This is a genomic window from Sedimentitalea arenosa (genome assembly GCF_016428585.1).
In the GTDB taxonomy this organism is placed as follows: Bacteria; Pseudomonadota; Alphaproteobacteria; order Rhodobacterales; family Rhodobacteraceae; genus Sedimentitalea; species Sedimentitalea arenosa.
This window is the reverse complement of record NZ_JAELVR010000007.1, coordinates 116,059-136,445: the sequence shown is the minus strand read 5'-3', so window position 1 is coordinate 136,445 and position 20,387 is coordinate 116,059. Positions and strand designations below refer to the sequence as shown.

Here is a 20,387-nt window from a genome sequence, read left to right as displayed (position 1 = left end):
TTTGGCAAATCGCGAATAATGGTGTCGCGCTGTAGCGCGTCCGCCGAGTCATGCCCGATGATAGGGGCCGCCGGTCAGGATCGTCGTGGCGCGATAGAGCTGTTCTGCCAGCATCACCCGCACCAGCATGTGCGGCCAGACCATTTTGCCGAAGGACAGGCTCATGTCGGCTTGACGGCGCAGGCTTTTATCAAGCCCGTCGGCTCCGCCGATCAGAAAGGCCAGTTCGCTCCGCCCCTCGTCGCGCCAAGACGCCATCCGCTCGGCGAAATCCACCGAGTCGATCTGCGCGCCGCGTTCGTCCAACGCGCAGACGGCGGCGCCCTTGGGAACCGCGCGGCGCAGCAGCTCCGCCTCGCCGGCCATGCCGCCGCGCTTGCGATCCTCGACCTCGACGATGCGTGCCGGACCCAGCCCGATAGCGCGGCCGGTCCGGTCGAACCGGGTCAGGTAGTCTTCGATCTGGGAAAGCTCCGGCCCCGCCCGCAGGCGACCGACCGCGCAAATCGTCACGCGCACGGTTCACGTCCCGATGGCCGCGCCCGTCAGGTGCGCGGTCTTGGCGGCCTCAGTTGGTCTTGGCTGTGGCGCCGGCGGGCAACCACATCTTTTCCAACTGATAGAACTCCCGAACCTCGGGCCGGAAGATGTGAACGATCACGTCACCCGTGTCGATCAGCACCCAATCGCCCGTGTCCTTTCCCTCGACCTTGCTGGCGCGGCCGAACTCCTGCTTGAGCCGGTCCACCAGTTTCTCGGCCATGGCCGAGACCTGACGGGTCGAACGTCCCGAGGCGATGACCATGTAATCGCCGATCTCGGTCTTGCCGCGCAGATCGATCTGCACGACATCTTCGGCCTTGTCATCTTGGAGTGAGGTGAGGATGCGGGCCAGCAACTCATCGCTGCCTGGCTGGGCTTGGGCGGTCACGAGACCGGCCCGGTCATCAGCGGACAGTGCCGCTTCACCTTGGATTGACAGGACATCGTCCTCCTTGTGGCACGCCGACTGTCCCCCGGCGCTGGGGATGACCTCAAAATAGCAAGGAACCCCTGCCATTTCAATTGCACAGCTATTCTTCGTCCTGTGACGTCGCGGATTTTGCCGTTTGATCGGGCACCGCGTCGCCGAGCATCCGGACCTCCCGCTGCGGGAAGGGGATCGAGATTTCATGCTCCCGGAACGCGTCCCAGAGCGCCAGGTAGACATTTCCCCTGATGTTGGTCAGCCCCTTTGTCGGATCGACGATCCAGAAACGCAGGATGTAGTCGACGCTGCTGTCACCGAAGCCGACGATGTGACAGACCGGCGCGTTGGGACTGCTCAACACGCGGCTCACCCCCGCCGCTGCCTCGACAGCGATGCGGCGCACCTTGTGCGGATCGTCGCCGTAGGCGGTGCCGAAAAAGATGTCGAGACGCACGAATTCGTTGGAATGCGACCAGTTCACCACCTGTCCGGTGATCAGGTCCTCGTTCGGGATCAGGTATTCGCGCCCGTCCCGCGTGACGACCGAGACATAGCGGGCCCCCAGCGCGTTGATCCAGCCGAACGTGTCGCCCAAGGAGATCACGTCGCCCGGCTTGATCGACTTGTCCAGAAGGATGATGATGCCCGAGATCAGGTTCGACACCACCTTCTGCAGGCCGAAGCCGATGCCGACGCCGATCGCGCCGGACAGGAAGGCCAGCCCGGTCAGATCGAACCCGAGCGCCTTGACGCCGACCATGAACACGAAACCGTAGGCCAGGACCTGCACCGCCTTGGTGCCCAGCTCCTGCATTGAGGGCGAGATGTCCTCGTTCCGGCGCAGGCTGCCCTCGATGGTCTTGGCGAAGAGGCGCGCGAGGAACAGCAGCACCCAGATCAGGATCAGCGCCTTCAGCAGCACCAGAACCGAGACCGAGAAATCGCCGACCCCGATCGACAAGCCGTCGAGGAACTCGGCCGCCTCGTCATCGAGATCCAGCGCGTAGAAGGTGGCGTAGATCCAGAGACCCCATTTCACCACGCGCCGGAGCGCACGGTTCTTGACCAGCCGTGTCACGAAGCCGATCAGGGCCCAGAAGGTGGCCAGCGTTGCAGCGAGCCCGATCAGGTAGCTGCGCGACGGCCAGGTCACCTCGTGCATGATCGCAAAGACCGCCCAGGCGCAGATCGCGAAGCTGATCAGCCCCAGCCGGTCGCGGAACTGCACGATCAGCCGCAGCCGCCATTTCGGCCAGCCTTCGCGGGACCGCGCCCAGTCGTCAATCCGCGGCGCGAGGAGCTCTTTCAGTGCCCAGGACAGCAGGATCAGGCCGAGGATGATCAGCACCTGGTACTGTCGCCAACCCGGCGTCAGGACCCAGGCCAACTGGTCGACGATCTGCTCGTAGAGCAGCCGGAGCGTCATCAACAGTGACCCGGTGGTGTCCTCGATCGTTTCCATGTCGCGCCTTTCGTCGCGGCAGGCTTGCACGGGTCCGGGCATTGCGCAAGCCATGCGTGGCGCGTCCGTTTCCGTCCTTGAACGGCGGCCGACCTGCCTGTATCTCAATCGCATGACACTTGCGGGACAGTTCAGACTCGACCTCGGTGACCGCAGCCGCCTGCGCGAGCGGTTCTTCGGGGCTGCCCGCACGATTCTTGCCCGCCGTTGAGCGCTCCGCCTGCGCCACCCCTGACAGATTCCAAGAAACGGGAGAGGACCTATGTCCCCCAAGACACTCTATGACAAGATCTGGGATGCCCATGTCGCCCACGAGGCCGAAGACGGCACCTGCCTTCTCTACATCGACCGCCACCTCGTGCACGAGGTGACCAGCCCGCAGGCCTTTGAAGGCCTGCGGATGACCGGCCGCACCGTGCGCGCGCCGGACAAGACCATCGCGGTGCCCGACCACAACGTTCCGACGACGCTGGACCGCGCCAAGGGGATCGAGAACCCCGAGAGCAAGATCCAGGTCGAGGCGCTGGACAAGAACGCCGCCGATTTCGGGATTCACTACTACCCCGTGTCCGACGTTCGGCAGGGCATCGTGCATATCGTCGGCCCCGAACAGGGCTGGACCCTGCCGGGCATGACGGTCGTGTGCGGCGATAGCCACACCGCGACTCACGGTGCCTTCGGCGCTCTGGCGCACGGCATCGGAACCTCGGAGGTCGAGCACGTTCTGGCGACCCAGACGCTGATCCAGCGCAAGGGCAAGAACATGAAGGTCGAGATCACCGGCAAGCTGCGCCCGGGCGTGACCGCCAAGGACATCACCCTGTCGGTGATCGGCAAGACCGGCACCGCCGGAGGCACCGGCTATGTCATCGAGTATTGCGGTGAGGCGATCCGTGACCTGTCGATGGAAGGCCGGATGACGGTCTGCAACATGGCGATCGAGGGCGGTGCGCGCGCCGGCCTGATCGCGCCCGATGAAAAGACCTTTGAATACTGCAAGGGTCGTCCGCATGCGCCGAAAGGGGCGCAGTGGGAAGCGGCGATGGCTTGGTGGAAGACGCTCTATTCCGACGACGATGCCCATTGGGACAAGGTCGTCACCATCAAGGGCGAGGACATCGCCCCGGTCGTCACCTGGGGCACCAGCCCCGAGGACGTCCTGCCGATCACCGCGACCGTGCCCGACCCGTCCGATTTCACGGGTGGCAAGGTCGACGCTGCGAAGCGGTCGCTCGACTACATGGGACTGACGCCCGGCACGCCGCTGAGCGAGATCGAGATCGACACGGTGTTCATCGGCTCCTGCACCAATGGCCGGATCGAGGACCTGCGCGCCGCCGCCGCGATCCTGAAGGGCAAGAAGATCAAGGACGGTCTGCGCGCCATGGTCGTGCCGGGTTCCGGACTCGTCCGGGCACAGGCGGAAGAGGAAGGCCTGGCCGACATCTTCAAGGAGGCCGGATTCGAATGGCGTCTTGCGGGCTGTTCGATGTGCCTCGCGATGAACCCGGACCAGCTGAGCCCGGGCGAACGCTGTGCGGCGACCAGCAACCGCAATTTCGAGGGCCGGCAGGGCCGCGGCGGACGCACCCACCTGCTCAGCCCGGCGATGGCCGCCGCCGCCGCCATCACGGGACATCTTACCGACGTGCGGGAAATGATGTAAGATGTTGGCAAACAGACAAAAAGGAATTGCATCATGAAACTCTGGGTCAAGTGGCTCATCCTCGGAATATTGTCGATCGCGTTCGGCATTTTCGTTCTGGCCAACCCTGTCGCCGCGTCGATCAGCGTCACGCTTCTGGCCGGCATCCTGTTCATGCTGTCCGGTGGCATCCAGTTCGTCGCCGGTTTCGGTGAGGAAGGGGCGTGGGGCAAGTTCCTCGGCATCGGCCTCGGTGTTCTGATGCTGCTGTTGGGCCTGTCGCTGATCTGGCACCCGCTGCAGGGCGTGATCTCGCTGACCATGCTGGTCGCCATCCTCTTTGCCGCAAGTGGCGTTGCCCGCCTGATCACCGCCTTCCAGATGCGGGAGACGCCGTTCTTCTGGATGATGCTGTTATCGGGCGCGCTCTCGGTGCTGCTGGCAGGTTATATTTTCGCCAATTTCGCCTCGGTCGCCCCCAGCCTGCTGGGTCTGCTTCTGGGCATCGAAATGCTGTTCAACGGCTCCGGCCTGATCGCTCTGGCGCTCTTCCTGCGCACCGCGAAGGGCGAGCTGAAGGAAAAGCTGGAACAGCGGCTCGACAAGTAACCCAATGCGGGGCGGCCTCGCGCCGTCCCATCGGAGACACATATGGACAAGTTCACAACGCTCACCGGGGTGGCGGCGCCGATGCCGCTGATCAACGTCGATACCGACATGATCATCCCCAAGCAGTTTCTCAAGACGATCAAGCGCTCGGGTCTGGGCATCAACCTGTTCGACGAGATGCGCTATGATGACGATGGCAACGAGATCCCCGATTTCGTGCTGAACAAGCCGCAGTATCGCGATGCGGAGATCCTGGTCGCGGGCGACAATTTCGGCTGTGGCAGCTCGCGTGAGCACGCGCCATGGGCGATCAAGGATTTCGGCATCCGCTGCGTCATCGCGCCCAGCTTCGCCGACATCTTCTACAACAACTGCTTCAAGAACGGCATCCTGCCGATCGCGCTGCCGCAGAAGGCGGTCGACGTGCTGATGAAGGATGCGGAAAAGGGCGCCAACGCGCGCATGACCGTGGATCTGGAGGCGCAGACGGTGACCACATCGGACGGCGAGAGCTTCGCCTTCGAGATCGACTCCTTCAAGAAACATTGCTTGATCGAAGGGCTCGACGACATCGGCCTGACGATGGAGAAAGCCTCGGCCATCGATGCGTTCGAGTCCAAGGCCGCGATGGAGCGTCCCTGGGTCTGAATGACCCCGCGCGCGATCCTGCTTGCTCTTGTCCTGTCCTGCGTCCCGTTGTTGCTGGGGGCGCAGGACTTGCGGATCGCCACGTTCAACACCGAACTTGAGCGCGATGGCCCGGGTCTGCTGCTACGCGACCTCGGGAAGGATGACGTGGCCGACATCGCCGCCGTGGTGGCGGTGATCGCCGAGGTATCGCCCGATATCCTCGTGATCCAGGGTTTCGACTGGGACTACGACCAAGCGGCGCTGACCGCCTTCGCCGCGCGCCTGGCCGAGGCTGGCGCACCTTATCCGCACCGCTTCGCGCCGATGCCCAACAGCGGCATGGCGAGCGATCATGATCTTGACGGCGACGGTCGTCTTGGCGGGCCGGGCGATGCGCAGGGATTTGGTGCCTTCACGGGGCAGGGCGGCATCGCGGTGCTGTCCCGCCTGCCGATCCGCCGGGACGAGGTGCGCGACCTGTCGGCGCTTCTCTGGAAGGACATGCCCGGGGCCTTGCTTCCAAGGCGCCCCGATGGCGGTCTGTTTCCGTCCGAAGAGGCTATGGATGTGCAGCGCCTGTCCAGCACAGGGCATTGGATCGTGCCGATCACGTTGCCGGAAGGTGGAGATTTCGACCTTCTGACCTTTCAGGCCGGTCCGCCTGTCTTTGACGGCCCCGAAGACCGCAATGGCAGGCGCAACCACGATGAGATCCGGCTGTGGCAACTGGTTCTGGATGGCGCATTCGGTCCCGCGCCCGATCGGTTCGTGCTGGCAGGCGGCGCCAATCTCGACCCGCATGACAGCGACGGGCGTTCCGACGCTATCATGACTCTGCTGAGCGATCCCAGATTGCAGGACCCGCGACCTGCCAGCGCTGGCGCGGCGGAAGCGGCGGATCAGGGCCATGCGGGTGAAAACGCGCTGGACACGGTCGATTGGGAGCGGCCGGGTAGATTGCGAGTCGACTACGTTCTGCCGTCACGCGATTGGCGCGTGATCGATGCCGGGGTATACTGGCCCGCCCTCGATCAGGCCGGCCATGCCGAGGCCTCAAAGGCCAGCCGGCACCGTCTGGTCTGGGTCGATCTGGCGCTGGATTGACGACCGGTCGATCGCTCGGGTTAGGGCCCGTTCAACCGGCGTACTTTGAAAATCGGGCAGGACCTCGGCGAATTTGCATGGATCGAGCCAGTGCGGCGTGTCCCAAAGATAGCGCATTTCGCGCAGGCACCGCCCCATCGGCCAGACCGGGCTGGCCAGAACCAGGGGCAGCCAGGACATCCGTTTCAATCGGACAGGGCCGGGCGACACCCGCGCCAGCGTATCCGCCATCTGTTGCCCGCTGAGCGTATAGCCGGGAAACGGGATATCGATGAAAGAGGGCAGCGTGTCGCGCATCTCGGCGAGGTTGACAGCGGCGCGGGCGAAATCGGGTAGCCAGGCCCAGGCGTGGGGAATATCGGGCCGTCCCGGATACCGGAACACGCCCCGGTCCAGGGATTTCGTCAGGATCTTGTCGAACCAGTTTCCCGAGGCTTCGGTGTCGAGGAAGTCTCCTGCCCGCAGCAGGATGGTGCGCACACCCGACTGGCGGTAAGCGTCCTCCATCTCGACCCGGATCCGGCCCATCCGGTTGGTCGCGCGATGCGGCGTGTCGGACCCCCAGGGGGCTGGGGTGTCCGGGCCGAACACATAAACGTTGCCCGGCAGCAGCACCGTCGCTCCCGTGGCGCGGGCGGCTTCGATGATTTGTTCGTGCTGCCTGGTGACCTGGTCGGGCCAGTCGGGATAGGCCGGGTTCCAACCGGCCACGATCACATCCGCGCCGCGCGCAGCGGTCATGAGGTCGTCGCGTGCCCGGTCAAAGCGGCTTACGGTCCAGCCCTGCGCTTGAAACGCTGTCGCGGCATGGCGTCCAAATCGGCCGGAGGCACCGAGGATCAGAACTGTCTGGGACATGGCAAAGTCTCCTTTCGTTGAGATGTTGCAAGAATATACCCATTCGCATTTCCGCGGCATATTGCGGAAAAACGGCGGTATGTTATTCACGGATGAATGGATAAGGTGCTTCCCCTGACCGATTGGTCGCTCATCCAGAGCTTTCTAGCGGTCGCAGAAACCGGCTCCCTGACCGGGGCAGCGCAGAGGTTGGGGCGCAGCCAGCCGACGCTTGGTCGTCATATCAAGGCCCTCGAAGACGACCTGGGCATGGCCCTCTTTGACCGTCACGCGCGCGGTCTGAATCTGTCGCAGGGCGGGGCGGACCTGTTGCCGATGGCGCGCCGCATGGACGAATCGATGAAGCAGATGGCGCTGACCGCCGCCGGTCAGGCGCAGCGCATCGCCGGAACCGTGCGCCTGACCGCGAGCGTTTTCGCAAGCCACTACCTGCTGCCGCCGATCCTCGCCGACATCCGCCGCGCCGAACCGGCGATCCAGATCGACCTGCTGCCATCGGACCGGACCGAGAACCTGCTGTTCCGGCAGGCTGACATCGCGGTGCGGATGTATCGCCCGACCCAGGCCGACGTGGTCGCGCGACATGTGGGTGACCTGCAGCTGGGGATCTTCGCCGCCGGAAGCTACCTGAACCGGGCGGGGCGGCCCGAGACGCCGGAGGACATCCTGAACCATGACCTGGTCGGCTATGACAGCAACGAGCTGATCCTCGACACCATGCGCAGGATGGGCTGGCCGGTGCGGCGCGAGGCTTTCGCCACGCGCTGCGACAACCAGGCGATCTACTGGGAGCTCGTGCGGGCAGGTTGCGGGATCGGCTTCTCGCAGACCGGGGTGGGTCGCGCCGATCCGCTGGTCGAGGAAATCGACCTTGGTCTGTCGATCCCGCCGCTGCCTGTCTGGCTTGCCGCGCATGAGGCGATGCGACGGACACCGCGCCTGCGTCGGGTCTGGGACATGCTCCTGGAGGGCCTCATCCGGGTCTGCCGCACCGAAGCCGAGCGTGGGTCAGCTTGTTGACCCTTGCAGGCGCGCGCGGTATCGGCAGTCATCGGCAATTCAGGAGAGCCTCGCATGTCAAACCCCTCGCTTCTCATTCTTCCCGGTGACGGGATCGGCCCCGAAGTCATGGCCGAGGTCAAGCGCGTCATCGACTGGTTTGGCGACAAGCGGGGTCTTGCCTTTGACGTATCCGAGGATTTGGTCGGCGGCGCGGCCTATGACGCTCATGGCACCCCCCTGACGGATGAGACCATGGCCAAGGCGCAGGAGGTCGACGCTGTGCTTCTGGGCGCGGTCGGCGGCCCGAAATACGACAACCTCGATTTCAGCGTCAAACCCGAACGCGGCCTGCTGCGCCTGCGCAAGGAGATGGACCTGTTCTCGAACCTGCGCCCGGCCCAATGCTTCGATGCGCTGGCGGATTTCAGTAGTCTCAAGCGTGAGGTCGTCGCCGGTTTGGACATCGTGATCGTGCGCGAACTGACCAGTGGCATCTATTTCGGTGAGCCGCGCGGCATCATCAAGGAAGGCAATGAACGCGTCGGCATCAACACCCAACGCTATACCGAGAGCGAGATCGATCGCGTCGCGCGCTCGGCCTTCGAACTGGCCCGCAAGCGGGGCAACAAGGTCTGCTCGATGGAAAAGGCCAACGTGATGGAAAGCGGCATCCTCTGGCGCGAGGTGGTCCAGAAGGTCCACGACGAGGATTACCCGGATGTCGAGCTGTCGCACATGTATGCCGATGCGGGCGCCATGCAGCTCTGCCGCTGGCCCAAGCAGTTCGACGTGATCGTGACCGACAACCTCTTTGGTGACCTGCTGTCTGACGCTGCCGCAATGCTGACCGGCTCCCTGGGCATGCTGCCCTCGGCCAGCCTCGGCGCGCCGATGGCCAATGGCCGCCCCAAGGCGCTGTATGAACCGGTTCACGGATCTGCCCCTGATATCGCCGGACAGGGCAAGGCGAACCCGATCGCCTGTATCCTCAGCTTTGCCATGGCGTTGCGCTATTCTTTCGATCAGGGCGACGAGGCGAAACGGATCGAGACCGCGGTCGAGAAGGTGTTGGCGGATGGTCTGCGCACCGCCGATCTGATCGGCGAGGAAGGTGTTGAGCCCGTCAGCACCCGCCAGATGGGTGACGCGATCCTGGCGGCGCTGGACGCCAGCCTTTGACCCCGGTGCGCGCGCGGGGCAGTCTGGCCGGGCGCGTGCACAAGGCCCAAGCGGACGGCACCGGTCCATGACCGCTTCGGCCCGCTCCGCCAATCTTTCCGGCGCGCTGTTCGGTCTGGCGGCCTTTGCGATCTTTTCGACCCATGATGTGGTGATCAAGTATCTGGGCGGGATCTATTCCCCCTTCCAGATCGTGTTCTTCAGCTCGCTCTTCAGCTTTCCGATGATCACCGTGCTGCTGATCCGGGACAGCAAGCCCGGGACCCTGCGCCCGGTGCATCCCTGGTGGATGCTGCTGCGGAGCGTCTCGGGTGTCACCGCCGGGGTGTGCGCCTTCTACGCCTTCTCGGTTCTGCCATTGGCGCAGGTCTACGCGATCCTCTTCGCGGCTCCCCTGCTGATCACCATACTCGCGGTGCCGATTCTGGGCGAAACCGTGCGACTGCGGCGTGGCCTGGCCGTGGTGGTCGGTCTGATCGGCGTCGTGGTGGTGCTGCGCCCCGGCGGCGAGGCGCTCGGGCCCGGCCATATCGCCGCGATGGTTTCGGCAGTGGCGGGCGCGTTCAACGCGATCGTGGTGCGCAAGATCGGCCAGGAGGAGCGCCCGGTGCTGATGATCCTCTACCCGATGCTGACCAGCTTCGTGCTGATGGCGCTGGCGCTGCCGGTGGTTTATCGCCCGATGCCGCTGGTCGACCTTGGCGCATTGGCTGTGGTCTCGGTTCTTGTGCTCATCGCGATGTCCTGCCTGATCGCCGCCTATCGGCGCGGAACCGCGATCGTGGTCGCGCCGATGCAGTATTCCCAGATTCTATGGGCAGCGGTATTCGGCGCGCTGATCTTCGGCGAGTATCCCGACCTGCCGACCTATGTCGGCGCGGCCATCATCATCGCCAGCGGCATCTACATCCTGCATCGCGAGGCCAGCGGACGCGCGTCCCGCACGACGCCCGTGCTCGAGACGAAAACCCGCATCGGTCTGATCTCAGGCCTGCGCGTCGGGGCCTTTCTCAATGTCCTGAAACGACCGAAATGATTCGGCTTGCCAAAGCGCAGGCGGGTCTGTAATCCGCACCCACAACGGTCGGAGTGTAGCTCAGCCTGGTAGAGCACTGTCTTCGGGAGGCAGGGGCCGGAGGTTCGAATCCTCTCACTCCGACCAACAAAAATAGGGCGTCCTCTGCGGCGCTTTTTTTGTTTGAGATAGGGCGCGCAGGTTCATTGAACCTTGAGGCGGTGCCGCAACGCCGAAAAGATCGACGATAGCGGAAGAATTGCAGCCCTCAATAGTGCGGCGACCCCGGGCATCCATATCCGGTCCGTCGCCCTTTCTAGGACTTCGAATTGCTTTCCAAAGTTCGTTCTGGCGACTAGCGGCGAAGTCCGCGTGGTCGGCACTTAGAAAGCCTTCGCCAATGCCTCAGCTTGTTTGATAACAAGTTTGACTGCTTCGGCTTGAAGATCGGGAGGGTAACCATATCGGCGCAGAATTCTCTTGACCGCGACTCTCACCTTCGCTCTGACGTCTTCGCGTTGCCACGAGACGACTTCCAACAGAACCTCCTCTTCGGCGTCGGCGAGACGCTCAGATCCGCACCCATCTCGTGGACTTCATGGCTGCCTACAAATTCGCTCGAAGGCTCAAGACCCTCAGCGATCTCACGCCCTGTGAATATGTCAGCAAAGTCTGGAGTTCAGAGCCCGACAGGTTCATCGTCAATCCGATCCACCAATTACCGGGACTGATCATCCAGTATCTTGGTTTGCGCTTTCAGGCCAAGATAGCCGCCTCCTTGCGCCACGGCTGAGGCTTTCATGCCAGGTCCCGCCGCGCGCGCCGGTCATGTTGAACAAAGCCGCTCACGCGGCGGGAACAGCGTGTCATAGGCCCAAGTGAACACAAAAGTATAGATCATGTAGAAGCCGGCGAAGGACAGGTCCATCACCAGCGCCGTCAGAAGGGATACCTGCAGCCACCAGGCAAAGATCGGCAGCAAGATGATCAGCAGGGTCGTTTCGAACAGCACGGCATGCGCAACGCGCAATGCGAAGGACTTGTGCGGAGTGCCGCGCCATCGGCGCACGGCATGATCGAAAACAAGGTTGAACGCATAGTTCCAACCCGTCGCCGCAGTCGCGCCAATCAGGGCAAGAACACCGATCTCCGCGATCGGATGACCAAAAATCCAAGCGAAGAGAGGTGTGACGATCAGAAGACCGATGATTTCAAAGCTGAAGGCCTGGCGAATACGATCTGCGGTACTGCGCATGAAGGGACTCCGTACTTGATCGGGCCGTCCCGCCTGTTGACCGATGGGTCCGGCGAGGTCGTCCTCGCGCGTCGCGAAAATGGAGAAGCCTGCGGGGATTTTCAAGGCCTCAGGGGTCGCGTCAGCCTGATAACCCGATGTCGCGCAGGAGTGCGGGTATCTTCTTCTTGAGTGCGAAGAAGCCACGCGTTGCATGTGGCCATGCCGCCGAATCGTAGTCCCGCCGTACCGCATGGATCCGGAGCCCCGCCCTCTCGATCTCGCCGCGTGCCTGCGCGAAACGAGTCGCGACCGGACCGATCGGGGGATGTCCGATGACAATCGACCGAACGCCCGCCTGCGCCGCCGCGCGCAGGATTGGCCCGGACCAGTCGGCTTCCCCGGTCAAACCGATGATATCACCGCCCGATTGGGACAGCGCGTCGTCAACCGCACCATGGGCAAATTCGGAAACCTTCGCGCTGACGCCCAGCGGCGAGCGCCCGTTGCTTGCCAGAAGCCCAAGCACCGCGGCAGGCGGACGTGGCAGAGTCTGAGCGATACTACAATCATCTTCGGTCAGAAGCAGCAGAAAGGAACCTTCAGGAAGTGGATCGGCCCCGGGCAGCGGAACACGGGGATGGTGCGCGTCTTCCTCAAGTGGCCTGATTTCACTGGCAAGGTAGTGTTTCGGGCGGAACCGCTCGCGTGTGTATTTCGCGATATTGGACACACGCGCCTGATAGGCCTTGCCCTTCGTATGCAGACCCGCAACCCAGCGCCAGCTCAGTGTGTTGGATGCGGGGTCGCCATCCAGCAGGTGCCGCAGGAAGAAATCGGCTCCCAGTTGCCAGGGCAGCCGCAGCGTGAAGATCCAGATCGAGGCGAACCACATCCGCGCGTGATTGTGCAGGTACCCGGTTTCGACCAGTTCGCGCGACCAGTCATCGAAACCCTCGATCCCGGTTTCGCCAACGGTCGCAGCGCGATAGCCTTTCGCCAGCCAGTCGTCGCTCTCTAGGTCGGCCAGCAGATCGTCGAGGTCGGCGAGATAGCCGGCCCAGACGCTCGGGTGCTGCTCGAGCCAGCCCTTGAAATAGCTGCGCCAGAACACCTCCTGGATGAACTTGTCAGCCGCCGACGGGCTGTGCCGTGCAAGGGTCGCGCGCAGCACCTCCTCCTCGGTGATCACCCGATGACGGATCCACGGCGACAGGGCCGACACGTTCGAGCGCTGATCTGGGCCAAGGTCATAGTTGCGCAGCCCGGTGTAGTGCCGCCCGGCCCGCGACACGAAACGGTCAAGTCGCGCAAGCCCGGCCGCACGGGTCGGCACGAACCGCACGGGCTCGTTCTGCGCGTCGGGCAGCGGCAGGTTCTGCTGCCCACTCATCGGCCCGCACTGCACCGTTTGGAGCAATACCGCACCGTCTCCCAGTCCTTCGCCCATTTGCGCCGCCATGTGAACGGGCGTCCACAGGTGGCGCAGATCTTTGCTGGAAGGTCGGATTTTTTCCTCATCTTCACGTCGTTTCTCCCGTCAGGGGCAGTTCAAGCTGCGCCTCTGTTGCCGATTTCTTGCGGGCCGGACGGCGACGGACGTCACCCCTCCGGCTGCCATGGCGGTGCTGAATCGCCGTGGCCTCGGCGCCATAATCCGCCCCGCGCCGAACGGCCCAGATGCGCTCCCGCGCGGTCCGCGCGGCCTCGCGGTGATCCACGATCGGCGCTGGATAGCTCCGCCCGATGATCTGCGCCGCGTTTTCAGCCTTCCACGGTTCCTGCAGCCATCGGTCCGGGATGTCTGCCAGTTCGGGCACCCAGCGTCGTGTGAAGGTGCCGGTCGGATCCTGATCGAGCCCCTGCTTGACCGGATTGTAGATCCGAACCGTGTTGATGCCGGTCGTTCCGGACTGCATCTGCACTTGGCTCCAGTGGATGCCCGGTTCGTAGTCAGTGAACAGCCGCGCCAGTTCCAGCCCCGGCGCGCGCCAGTCCAGCCACAGGTGATAGCTGGCCGTCGCTATGACCATGGCCCGCATGCGAAAGTTCAACCAGCCGGTTGCGCGCAACGACCGCATGCAGGCATCGACGAAAGGCAACCCGGTTTCGCCAGCGGCCCAGGCCGCCACCCGATCCTGATCGGGCGCGGAGGGCCGGATTCCGTCATAGGCGCGATGGAAGTTCTCGAACTCGATGCGCGGCTCGTCCTCGAGCTTCTGGATGAAATGGCAATGCCAGTGGAGCCGCCCGGAAAACGAGCTCAACGCCCCGCGCCACGTGGGATCGGCTTTCGACGCCGCTTTCAGCGCGCGCTGCCGCGTCCAGGTCGCCTGGGTGACCTCGCGAATCGACAGCGTGCCCCAGGCAAGGTGCGGAGACAGACGCGAACAGGCGGTCGCACCAGCCACCGGAGAGGACATCGCCCTTCGATAGGGGCGTCCACGTGTGGTCAGGAAACTGTCGAGACGTTGGAGCCCCGCCGCACGCCCACCGGCCTGCCGCTCGGCACACGGATCGGGCGCGAGTCCGAGATCGCTGGCATCGGGGAGCGTCCCGATCTCCAAGTCGACTGGCCGCAGTGCCGGGGCCATTGTCACAGGTTCGGCCATGAACCGATCCCAGTCGCGCGCCCAGCCGTTTCGGGATTTCAGGCCACGCGTCACGCCGTGGTTCTGGAATTCATGCCACGGAATGCCCCGCTCCCGGCACCAGGCCGCGACCCGGAGATCCCGGCGATAGGTCCAGTCGTTGCCGGTTTCCTGGTGCGACCAGAGCGCATCCATCGCAACCTGCCGGTTCAGCTCTTCCAACACCTCGATGGCATCGCCCGTCCGCACGATCAGCGGCTGGCCGAGACGCCCGAGGCTGGTGCGTAGCTCGGCAAGCGACTCGCGCATGAACTCGAAGTGGCGGCCCGCCATATCGGGTTGCTGCCAGAGCTCGGGTTCCAGGATGAACAGCGGTGCCGCTCCGTCCTGGGCCGCGCGGGCCAGCGCGCGGTTGTCCTCAACTCTCAGGTCGCGTTTGAACCAGAATAGATGCACTGTGCCGTTGCCCTGTCCGTCCCGTCGGACAGGACATAGGGCGTTTTCCCCGGATCTCACCTATCTGTCGGACGCGCGTCACGCCTTGCGCTGAAAGGCGATCATCACCAGCGCCAGCAGCGAAGAGCCGACCATCAAGAGGAGCGATACCGCGTTCAAGAGCGGCGTCGAGCCTTCCTTGAGGCGGTCGAACATGGCGATGGTCAGGGGCGCGTCCGAGCCGACCAGCATCAACGTGGTGTTGAAATTCTCGAAACTCATCAGGAACGCCACGACGACTGCACCGATGATCGCCGGCATGAGAAACGGAATGGTGATCGTACGCACTGCCGTCAGTCGGTCTGCACCGAGGTTCAACGCCGCCTCCTCAAGGCTCTGGTCAAATTTCTGCAAGCGCGCGGAGATGACCAGCGTCGCGATGGTGGTGATGAAAGAGAACTGCCCAAGGATCACCAGAGCCAGGCCGGGGCGCAGGATTTCGGCGTCATACTCGACGGCATCCCAAAGCTCGTTCGCCACGGTCGAGGAAAAGACCAGGATCGAAATGCCCAGCACGATGCCGGGAATGACCAAAGGCAACAGCATCAGAACGTAAAGCAACCCGCGCCCACGAAATTGGTAACGGTTGAACAGAAAGGCGTTGGTGGTGCCGACGGCGACCGACAGCACCGCCACGCAGAACCCAACGAAAGCCGAGGTGCCAATCGCGCGCAGGATCGGGCGTTCGTGAAACACCCCGATCATCGGGCGGTCTTCGCCGAAGAACCAGTTCCAGGTGAAGCCCTCCCAAGGCAGCGACGGAAACTGGCTGTCGTTGAACGCGAACACCGCGACCACCGCCAGCGGCAGGGCGAGATAGACAAAGAACAGCACGATATAGGCCGTATAGGCCATGCGCAGCCCGCGGGGTTGGGGGATCGACGGGATCATCCCATCGTCCTTTCCAACGTCTGCCCGGTCAGGCGCAACGTGGCCCAGACAATGAAGGATGACAGGATCAGCAGCATGAATCCGAAGGCGGCACCCAGTTCCCAGTTGAAGCGCACGATGAACTGCGAATAGATCAGCTCGGTGAACCACAGGCTGTCCTTGCCGCCCAGCATCGTCGGCGTCAGGTAGTTACCCAAGGACAGCATGAAGACAACGATGCTGCCGGACACGATCCCCGGCATGGCGTGTGGGATGATGATCTCGCGCAGCACGCTGAAACCCGATCCGCCCAGGTCGTAGCCCGCCTCGATCACCGCATCGTCAAGGCTTTCCAGCGTCGTGACCAGCGGCACCACCATGAACAGCATCGAGGTATAGACCAGCCCGACCATGATCGCCGCGTCGTTATAGAGCATCTCGACCGGCCCGGTCGCCAGCCCTGTCCATTGCAGCAGGTTCGAAAACACCCCGGTTTCGCGCAACAGGATCATCCAGCCGAAGGTGCGCACCAGTTCCGACACCCAGAACGGCACGAGACACAAGAGAAACAGCGCCGATTGCGTGCGTCCCTTGGCGATCTTGGCGATGTAATAGGCGACCGGGAAGGCGATGATGAGGGTGATCAACGTCGCGAGAACGGACATCGTCGCCGTGCGCAGGAAGGTTCGCATGTAGAGCGGTTCGCCGAAAAACGTGCCGTAGTTGGCAAAGCTGACGGCGTATTCGCCCACCCCGACCCGTTCGCGCAGGGACAGCAGCGCCATGTCCACATGAGGGATCAGGATCAGCAGGCTCAGCCACAAGAGCAGCGGCGTCAGAAGGAGGATGAACCCCAGCCGGGCTTGCGCGCGCATCACGTCAGCCCCGCCGCGCGAAACAGGCCGTCTGATCGCCCGACCAGCCGATCTGCACCGGTGCGCCCTTGGTCAGGGTCGCGAATTCGCCCGATTGCGGCAGCGTGACCTCGATTTCCTCGCCGACCTCGTCGCGCACGAGGATGCGGCTGGCCGCGCCGTTGAACAGCAGGCTGCTGACCACTCCACTGACATGATTGTCGAACTGCGCCAGGTCGGCGGCGTCTCGCGCCACCCGGATCGCTTCGGGGCGCAGGAAGATCTCGGCCCGGTCGCCCGGTTTCAACACCTGCGCGTCGCTGCGGCTGCGGATCAGCAACCCCTCTGCCGTGCGCAGCGCGACATCTGCCCCATCGGTCTGTTCGACCGTCCCGGTCCAGCGGTTGCTGTCGCCGACAAAGCCCGCGACAAAGGCGGTTTGCGGCCGATAATAGAGATCGCGCGCGCTGCCGACCTGTTCGAACACGCCGGCGTTCATCACCGCGATCTGGTCGGACATCACCAGGGCCTCGGACTGGTCATGGGTGATATAGACGAACGTGGTGTCAAACGCGGCCTGCAAGGATTTCAGTTCGATCTTCATGCGCTCGCGCAGTTTCAGATCCAACGCGCCCAGCGGTTCGTCCAGCAACAGAACGTCGGGTTCCAGCACCATGCAGCGCGCAATGGCAACGCGCTGTTTCTGTCCGCCGGAAAGCTCATCCACCTTGCGCGTTTCGATCCCCGGCAGGCCGATCCTGTCGAGCACTTCACCGACCTTGCGGGTGATCTCGGGCTTCTTCAGACCGGCGCGGCGCAGGCCATAACCGATATTGTCGGCGACGTTCATCATGGGGAACAGCGCCAGGTGCTGGAACACCATGTTGACCGGGCGCTTGTTGGGCGGAACGTTCAGCATCGACCGCCCCTTGATCAGGATGTCGCCGCCGCTCGGCTCGAGGAACCCTGCGATCATCCGCATGATCGTGGTCTTGCCACAGCCCGACGGGCCGAGGATCGAGAAGAAACTTCCCGGCGGAACGGAAAACGACACATCGCGCACGGCAACCATGTCGCCGAAGCGTTTCGTCAGGGATCGGCAGTCGAGATCAGGCGTCATGCAGGATCTTTCAATGCAAGCGGCACCCGCGCAAAGCGGATGCCGCAGACAGTTCAGGTTGATCAGTTGGCAGCCTTGACCCGGTCCAGGATACCACCCTCGATGGCTTCCAGCCCGGCGGGCACCGGCGGATACCATTTGATATTGTCGATCGCCTCGGGCGGGAAGCTGGCCTGGAACCGCGCTTTCAACTCTTCGGACGCGAATTCATCCGCACCCTTGGAGGCGGTGAAGTTGCCCGCTGCCTCGGTGATCATCGCCGACACTTCGGGGCGCATCACGAAATTGATCCAGTCATAGGCCGCGTCGTCCGCCTTGCCCTTGGCCGGCAGAACGAAGGTGTCGATCCACCCCAGCGCACCCGACGCCGGTGCAACGAACGTGATGTCGGGATTGTCGCCGTTCAGCTTCCAGCCGCCGGTGTCCCAGGCCATGGACGCGGTCACCTCGCCCGAACGCAGCAGACCCATCAACTCGTCTCCGCCACCCCAATAGGTTTTCACGACCGGCTTGCACTCGATCAGCTTGGCTTCGACCTGATCCATGATCTCGGTATAGGCTGCCGGGTCGCCATAGGCCGCGAAGGGATCCATCCCCATGGCAAAAGCAAAGCCGATCAGCGTCGGGCGTTTCAGGCGATAGGACACGTTGCCGGCGAGGTCCGGGTTGCAGAGATCGGTATAGTCCTTGACCATTTCGGCCTTGGACGTGTCGAGCACCAGCCCGCTGGTGCCCCAGACATGCGGCACGCCATAGACCGCGCCGTCGACGGTGGTGTTGATCTTTGTCGCTTCCAGCATCGACGGGATGAACAGCGACGCATCGATCCGCGACAGGTCGATCGGCTTGTAGATGCCGAATTCGGCCTGCGGTCCAGCGATGCGGTCCTGGCTCGGCTGGGCGAGATCGAACCCGCCGCCGCCAGTGGCGCGCAGCTTGGCGATCATTTCCTCATTGTTGGACATGGTCACCTCGACCGTATGTCCTGTCTCTTTCTCGAACATCTCGATGACGTTCTCGGGCGCGTAGCCGCCCCAGGTCAGCAGTCGCAGCGTGTCGGCTTGGGCCAGGCCGGCCAGCGATAGGCCCAGCGCGGTGCCGATGATCAGTGCTTGTTTCATGTCAGTCCCCTGTTTTGTCTCTTGAAATCACGGCCCGACACCTGCCAGCGTCGTGAAACAGTTTTGCGACGCACGCGCCACCCTGTTCTGATTTTTGATCCTTTGGTCAAACAAGGCCGCAATTCGTCCGGCCTGTCAACCGTGGTGCGGCAGGCCCCCTACCCTGGCCGGCGATCCTCGGGTAAGCACGGGAGAACGCGACGCAAGAGACAGGACGGAGACAGCACCGTGGGACTGATGACATTTCAAGAGTTGAAGGCCGCCGTTGACGCGGGAACGGTAGATACGGTGCTGGTCTGCATGGTCGACATGCAGGGTCGCCTGATGGGCAAACGCTTCGTCGCACAGCATTTCGTCGCCACCGCCTGGGAGGAGACGCATTGCTGCAACTACCTGCTCGCTACCGATCTCGAGATGGCGACACCGGACGGCTATGCCAGCACAAGTTGGCAAAAGGGCTATGGAGACTACACCCTGCGACCCGACCTCGACACGATCCGTCCGCTGACCTGGCTGAACGGAACGGTCATGGTGCTTTGCGACGTTCTGGACCATCACACTCACGAACCGGTCGCCCATTCCCCCCGAGCGGTGCTGAAACGGCAGATCGCGCGTTGCGAGGACCGAGGCCTGACCCCGATCATGGCCACAGAACTGGAATTCTTCCTGTTCGAAAAGTCTTTTGCCGAGATCGCCCGCACCGGCTATCGCGAGTTGGTCCCGATCAGTCGCTTCAACGAGGATTACAGCATCCTTCAAACCAGCCGCGAGGAGCACGTGATGCAGCCCTTGCGCAACCATCTCTGGGCGGCGGGCATCCCGGTCGAGAACTCCAAGGGAGAGGCCGAGTCCGGTCAGGAGGAGCTGAACATCCGCTATGCCACGGCGCTCGATACCGCCGATCACCACACGATTGCCAAGCACGCCACCAAGGAAATCGCCGATCGGCACGGCCATGCAGCGAGCTTCATGGCAAAATGGCACCCGGCGCGTGTGGGAAGTTCAGCGCACGTGCACCAATCGCTGTGGCGGAATGGACAGAATGCCTTTGCCGATCCCGAGGGAGACTTCGGCATGTCCCGGGAAATGCGCCACTACATGGCCGGATTGATCCGCTTCGCACCCGAAATCACGCTGTTCCTCGCCCCCTACGTCAACAGCTACAAGCGCTTTGCCAAGGCGACATTCGCTCCCACCAAGACGGTCTGGTCCGTGGACAACCGCACCGCCGGCTTCCGCTTGTGCGGCGCGGCAACTCAGGCTGTAAGGGTCGAGTGCCGGATCCCGGGCTCGGACATGAACCCCTATCTCGCCCTTGCGGCGCTGCTGGCTGCCGGCCTCGCAGGGATGGACGGCGAACTCGACCTGGCCCGTCCGACCACCGGCGACGTCTATGATGCGGCCCAGGCCGGCGAGATCCCGGCCAGTCTCCCGGCAGCGCTCGACCGGTTTCGCCGATCAGACATGCTGCGCGCGGCGATGGGTGACGAAGTGATCGACCACTACTGCCGCGCGGCGGAGTGGGAGATCGAGGAGTTCGAACGCGCTGTGACCGATTTCGAGATCGCCCGCGGATTCGAACGCGCCTGAGGCGAAGGAAGTCGGCTCATGAAGGCTTCACATCAAGC

At 63.5% G+C, this 20,387-nt stretch carries 22 protein-coding genes, 1 tRNA gene and 1 pseudogene; 11 read left to right on the top strand and 13 right to left on the bottom strand.

The genetic code is table 11. The annotated features are described in order from the left end of the window. Positions 1–48: 48 nt before the first annotated feature. The 3 genes from rlmH to JF290_RS11435 form a co-directional block, all read right to left on the bottom strand. Positions 49–519: a 23S rRNA (pseudouridine(1915)-N(3))-methyltransferase RlmH gene (gene rlmH / locus JF290_RS11445; protein WP_199025014.1), complete on the bottom strand. Its 471-nt coding sequence runs from the start codon at positions 517–519 to the stop codon at positions 49–51. Positions 520–568: 49 nt separating this feature from the next. Continuing rightward, positions 569–931: a ribosome silencing factor gene (gene rsfS, locus JF290_RS11440; protein ID WP_227361761.1), complete on the bottom strand. Its 363-nt coding sequence runs from the start codon at positions 929–931 to the stop codon at positions 569–571. A gap of 142 nt (positions 932–1,073) precedes the next feature. After that, entirely contained in the window at positions 1,074–2,432 is a 1,359-nt protein-coding gene (locus tag JF290_RS11435; protein ID WP_425503956.1) for a mechanosensitive ion channel family protein, read from the bottom strand. A gap of 112 nt (positions 2,433–2,544) precedes the next feature. Here JF290_RS11435 and JF290_RS11430 point away from each other — a divergent pair, with 112 nt between their 5' ends. Genes JF290_RS11430 through JF290_RS11410 form a run of 5 tightly spaced genes read left to right on the top strand, consistent with a single transcriptional unit; the run spans position 2,545 to position 6,420 of the window. Further along, on the top strand, positions 2,545–2,643 hold the full coding sequence (locus tag JF290_RS11430) for an isopropylmalate isomerase (protein WP_199025011.1): 99 nt from the start codon (positions 2,545–2,547) through the stop codon (positions 2,641–2,643). 51 nt (positions 2,644–2,694) lie between these two features. Continuing rightward, complete coding sequence (leuC, locus tag JF290_RS11425; protein ID WP_199025010.1) at positions 2,695–4,098, top strand: 3-isopropylmalate dehydratase large subunit; 1,404 nt, start codon at positions 2,695–2,697, stop codon at positions 4,096–4,098. Between the two features lie 33 nt (positions 4,099–4,131). Beyond that, positions 4,132–4,686: an HdeD family acid-resistance protein gene (locus tag JF290_RS11420; RefSeq protein WP_199025009.1), complete on the top strand. Its 555-nt coding sequence runs from the start codon at positions 4,132–4,134 to the stop codon at positions 4,684–4,686. Between the two features lie 42 nt (positions 4,687–4,728). Beyond that, a complete protein-coding gene (gene leuD / locus JF290_RS11415) occupies positions 4,729–5,334 on the top strand; it encodes a 3-isopropylmalate dehydratase small subunit (protein ID WP_199025008.1) in 606 nt (201 codons plus the stop codon). Next, positions 5,335–6,420 carry an endonuclease/exonuclease/phosphatase family protein gene (locus JF290_RS11410; protein WP_199025007.1) on the top strand — a complete coding sequence of 362 codons (1,086 nt, stop codon included), beginning with the start codon at positions 5,335–5,337 and terminating at the stop codon, positions 6,418–6,420. Here JF290_RS11410 and JF290_RS11405 read toward each other — a convergent pair. Further along, on the bottom strand, positions 6,370–7,278 hold the full coding sequence (locus tag JF290_RS11405) for a Rossmann-fold NAD(P)-binding domain-containing protein (protein ID WP_199025006.1): 909 nt from the start codon (positions 7,276–7,278) through the stop codon (positions 6,370–6,372). The genes JF290_RS11410 and JF290_RS11405 overlap by 51 nt on opposite strands. 96 nt (positions 7,279–7,374) lie before the next feature. Here JF290_RS11405 and JF290_RS11400 point away from each other — a divergent pair, with 96 nt between their 5' ends. From JF290_RS11400 to JF290_RS11385, 4 genes are all read left to right on the top strand, one after another. After that, complete coding sequence (locus JF290_RS11400) at positions 7,375–8,298, top strand: LysR family transcriptional regulator (RefSeq protein WP_199025005.1); 924 nt, start codon at positions 7,375–7,377, stop codon at positions 8,296–8,298. A 54-nt stretch (positions 8,299–8,352) separates the two neighbouring features. Beyond that, a complete protein-coding gene (gene leuB / locus JF290_RS11395) occupies positions 8,353–9,459 on the top strand; it encodes a 3-isopropylmalate dehydrogenase (RefSeq protein WP_199025004.1) in 1,107 nt (368 codons plus the stop codon). 67 nt (positions 9,460–9,526) lie between these two features. Continuing rightward, positions 9,527–10,495: a DMT family transporter gene (locus tag JF290_RS11390; RefSeq protein WP_199025003.1), complete on the top strand. Its 969-nt coding sequence runs from the start codon at positions 9,527–9,529 to the stop codon at positions 10,493–10,495. Positions 10,496–10,544: 49 nt separating this feature from the next. Beyond that, positions 10,545–10,621 (top strand) — tRNA-Pro (locus JF290_RS11385). A 236-nt stretch (positions 10,622–10,857) separates the two neighbouring features. On the opposite strand, the gene JF290_RS11380 is transcribed toward JF290_RS11385, so the two are convergent. Beyond that, the gene (locus tag JF290_RS11380) at positions 10,858–11,013 is read right to left on the bottom strand and encodes a type I restriction enzyme endonuclease domain-containing protein (protein ID WP_233155288.1); all 156 of its coding nucleotides are present in this window, start codon (positions 11,011–11,013) and stop codon (positions 10,858–10,860) included. Positions 11,014–11,042: 29 nt separating this feature from the next. Between JF290_RS11380 and JF290_RS11375 the strand changes: the two are divergent. Then, positions 11,043–11,267, top strand: a pseudogene (locus tag JF290_RS11375) (hypothetical protein); the annotation flags it as partial. A 33-nt stretch (positions 11,268–11,300) separates the two neighbouring features. Here the strand turns inward: JF290_RS11375 and JF290_RS11370 are convergent. From JF290_RS11370 to JF290_RS11335, 8 genes are all read right to left on the bottom strand, one after another. Continuing rightward, entirely contained in the window at positions 11,301–11,729 is a 429-nt protein-coding gene (locus JF290_RS11370) for a PACE efflux transporter (RefSeq protein ID WP_199025002.1), read from the bottom strand. A gap of 121 nt (positions 11,730–11,850) precedes the next feature. After that, positions 11,851–13,101, bottom strand: a complete 1,251-nt coding sequence (locus JF290_RS11365; protein ID WP_199025001.1) for an FAD-binding domain-containing protein — start codon at positions 13,099–13,101, stop codon at positions 11,851–11,853. Then, positions 13,098–13,229: a DUF2256 domain-containing protein gene (locus tag JF290_RS11360; protein ID WP_199025126.1), complete on the bottom strand. Its 132-nt coding sequence runs from the start codon at positions 13,227–13,229 to the stop codon at positions 13,098–13,100. Before JF290_RS11360 ends, JF290_RS11365 begins: the two co-directional genes overlap by 4 nt. 2 nt (positions 13,230–13,231) lie before the next feature. Beyond that, complete coding sequence (locus JF290_RS11355; RefSeq protein WP_199025000.1) at positions 13,232–14,755, bottom strand: FAD-binding domain-containing protein; 1,524 nt, start codon at positions 14,753–14,755, stop codon at positions 13,232–13,234. Between the two features lie 78 nt (positions 14,756–14,833). Continuing rightward, positions 14,834–15,685, bottom strand: coding sequence for an ABC transporter permease (locus tag JF290_RS11350; RefSeq protein ID WP_199024999.1), 852 nt, complete (start codon positions 15,683–15,685; stop codon positions 14,834–14,836). Then, positions 15,682–16,539, bottom strand: coding sequence for an ABC transporter permease (locus JF290_RS11345; protein WP_199024998.1), 858 nt, complete (start codon positions 16,537–16,539; stop codon positions 15,682–15,684). The genes JF290_RS11350 and JF290_RS11345 overlap by 4 nt, the downstream gene beginning before the upstream one ends. Positions 16,540–16,543: 4 nt before the next feature. Beyond that, positions 16,544–17,638, bottom strand: coding sequence for an ABC transporter ATP-binding protein (locus JF290_RS11340; protein ID WP_199024997.1), 1,095 nt, complete (start codon positions 17,636–17,638; stop codon positions 16,544–16,546). 62 nt (positions 17,639–17,700) lie between these two features. Then, complete coding sequence (locus tag JF290_RS11335; protein WP_199024996.1) at positions 17,701–18,759, bottom strand: extracellular solute-binding protein; 1,059 nt, start codon at positions 18,757–18,759, stop codon at positions 17,701–17,703. 237 nt (positions 18,760–18,996) lie between these two features. Between JF290_RS11335 and JF290_RS11330 the strand changes: the two genes are divergently transcribed. Next, positions 18,997–20,349, top strand: a complete 1,353-nt coding sequence (locus JF290_RS11330; RefSeq protein WP_233155297.1) for a glutamine synthetase family protein — start codon at positions 18,997–18,999, stop codon at positions 20,347–20,349. Positions 20,350–20,387: the final 38 nt, after the last annotated feature.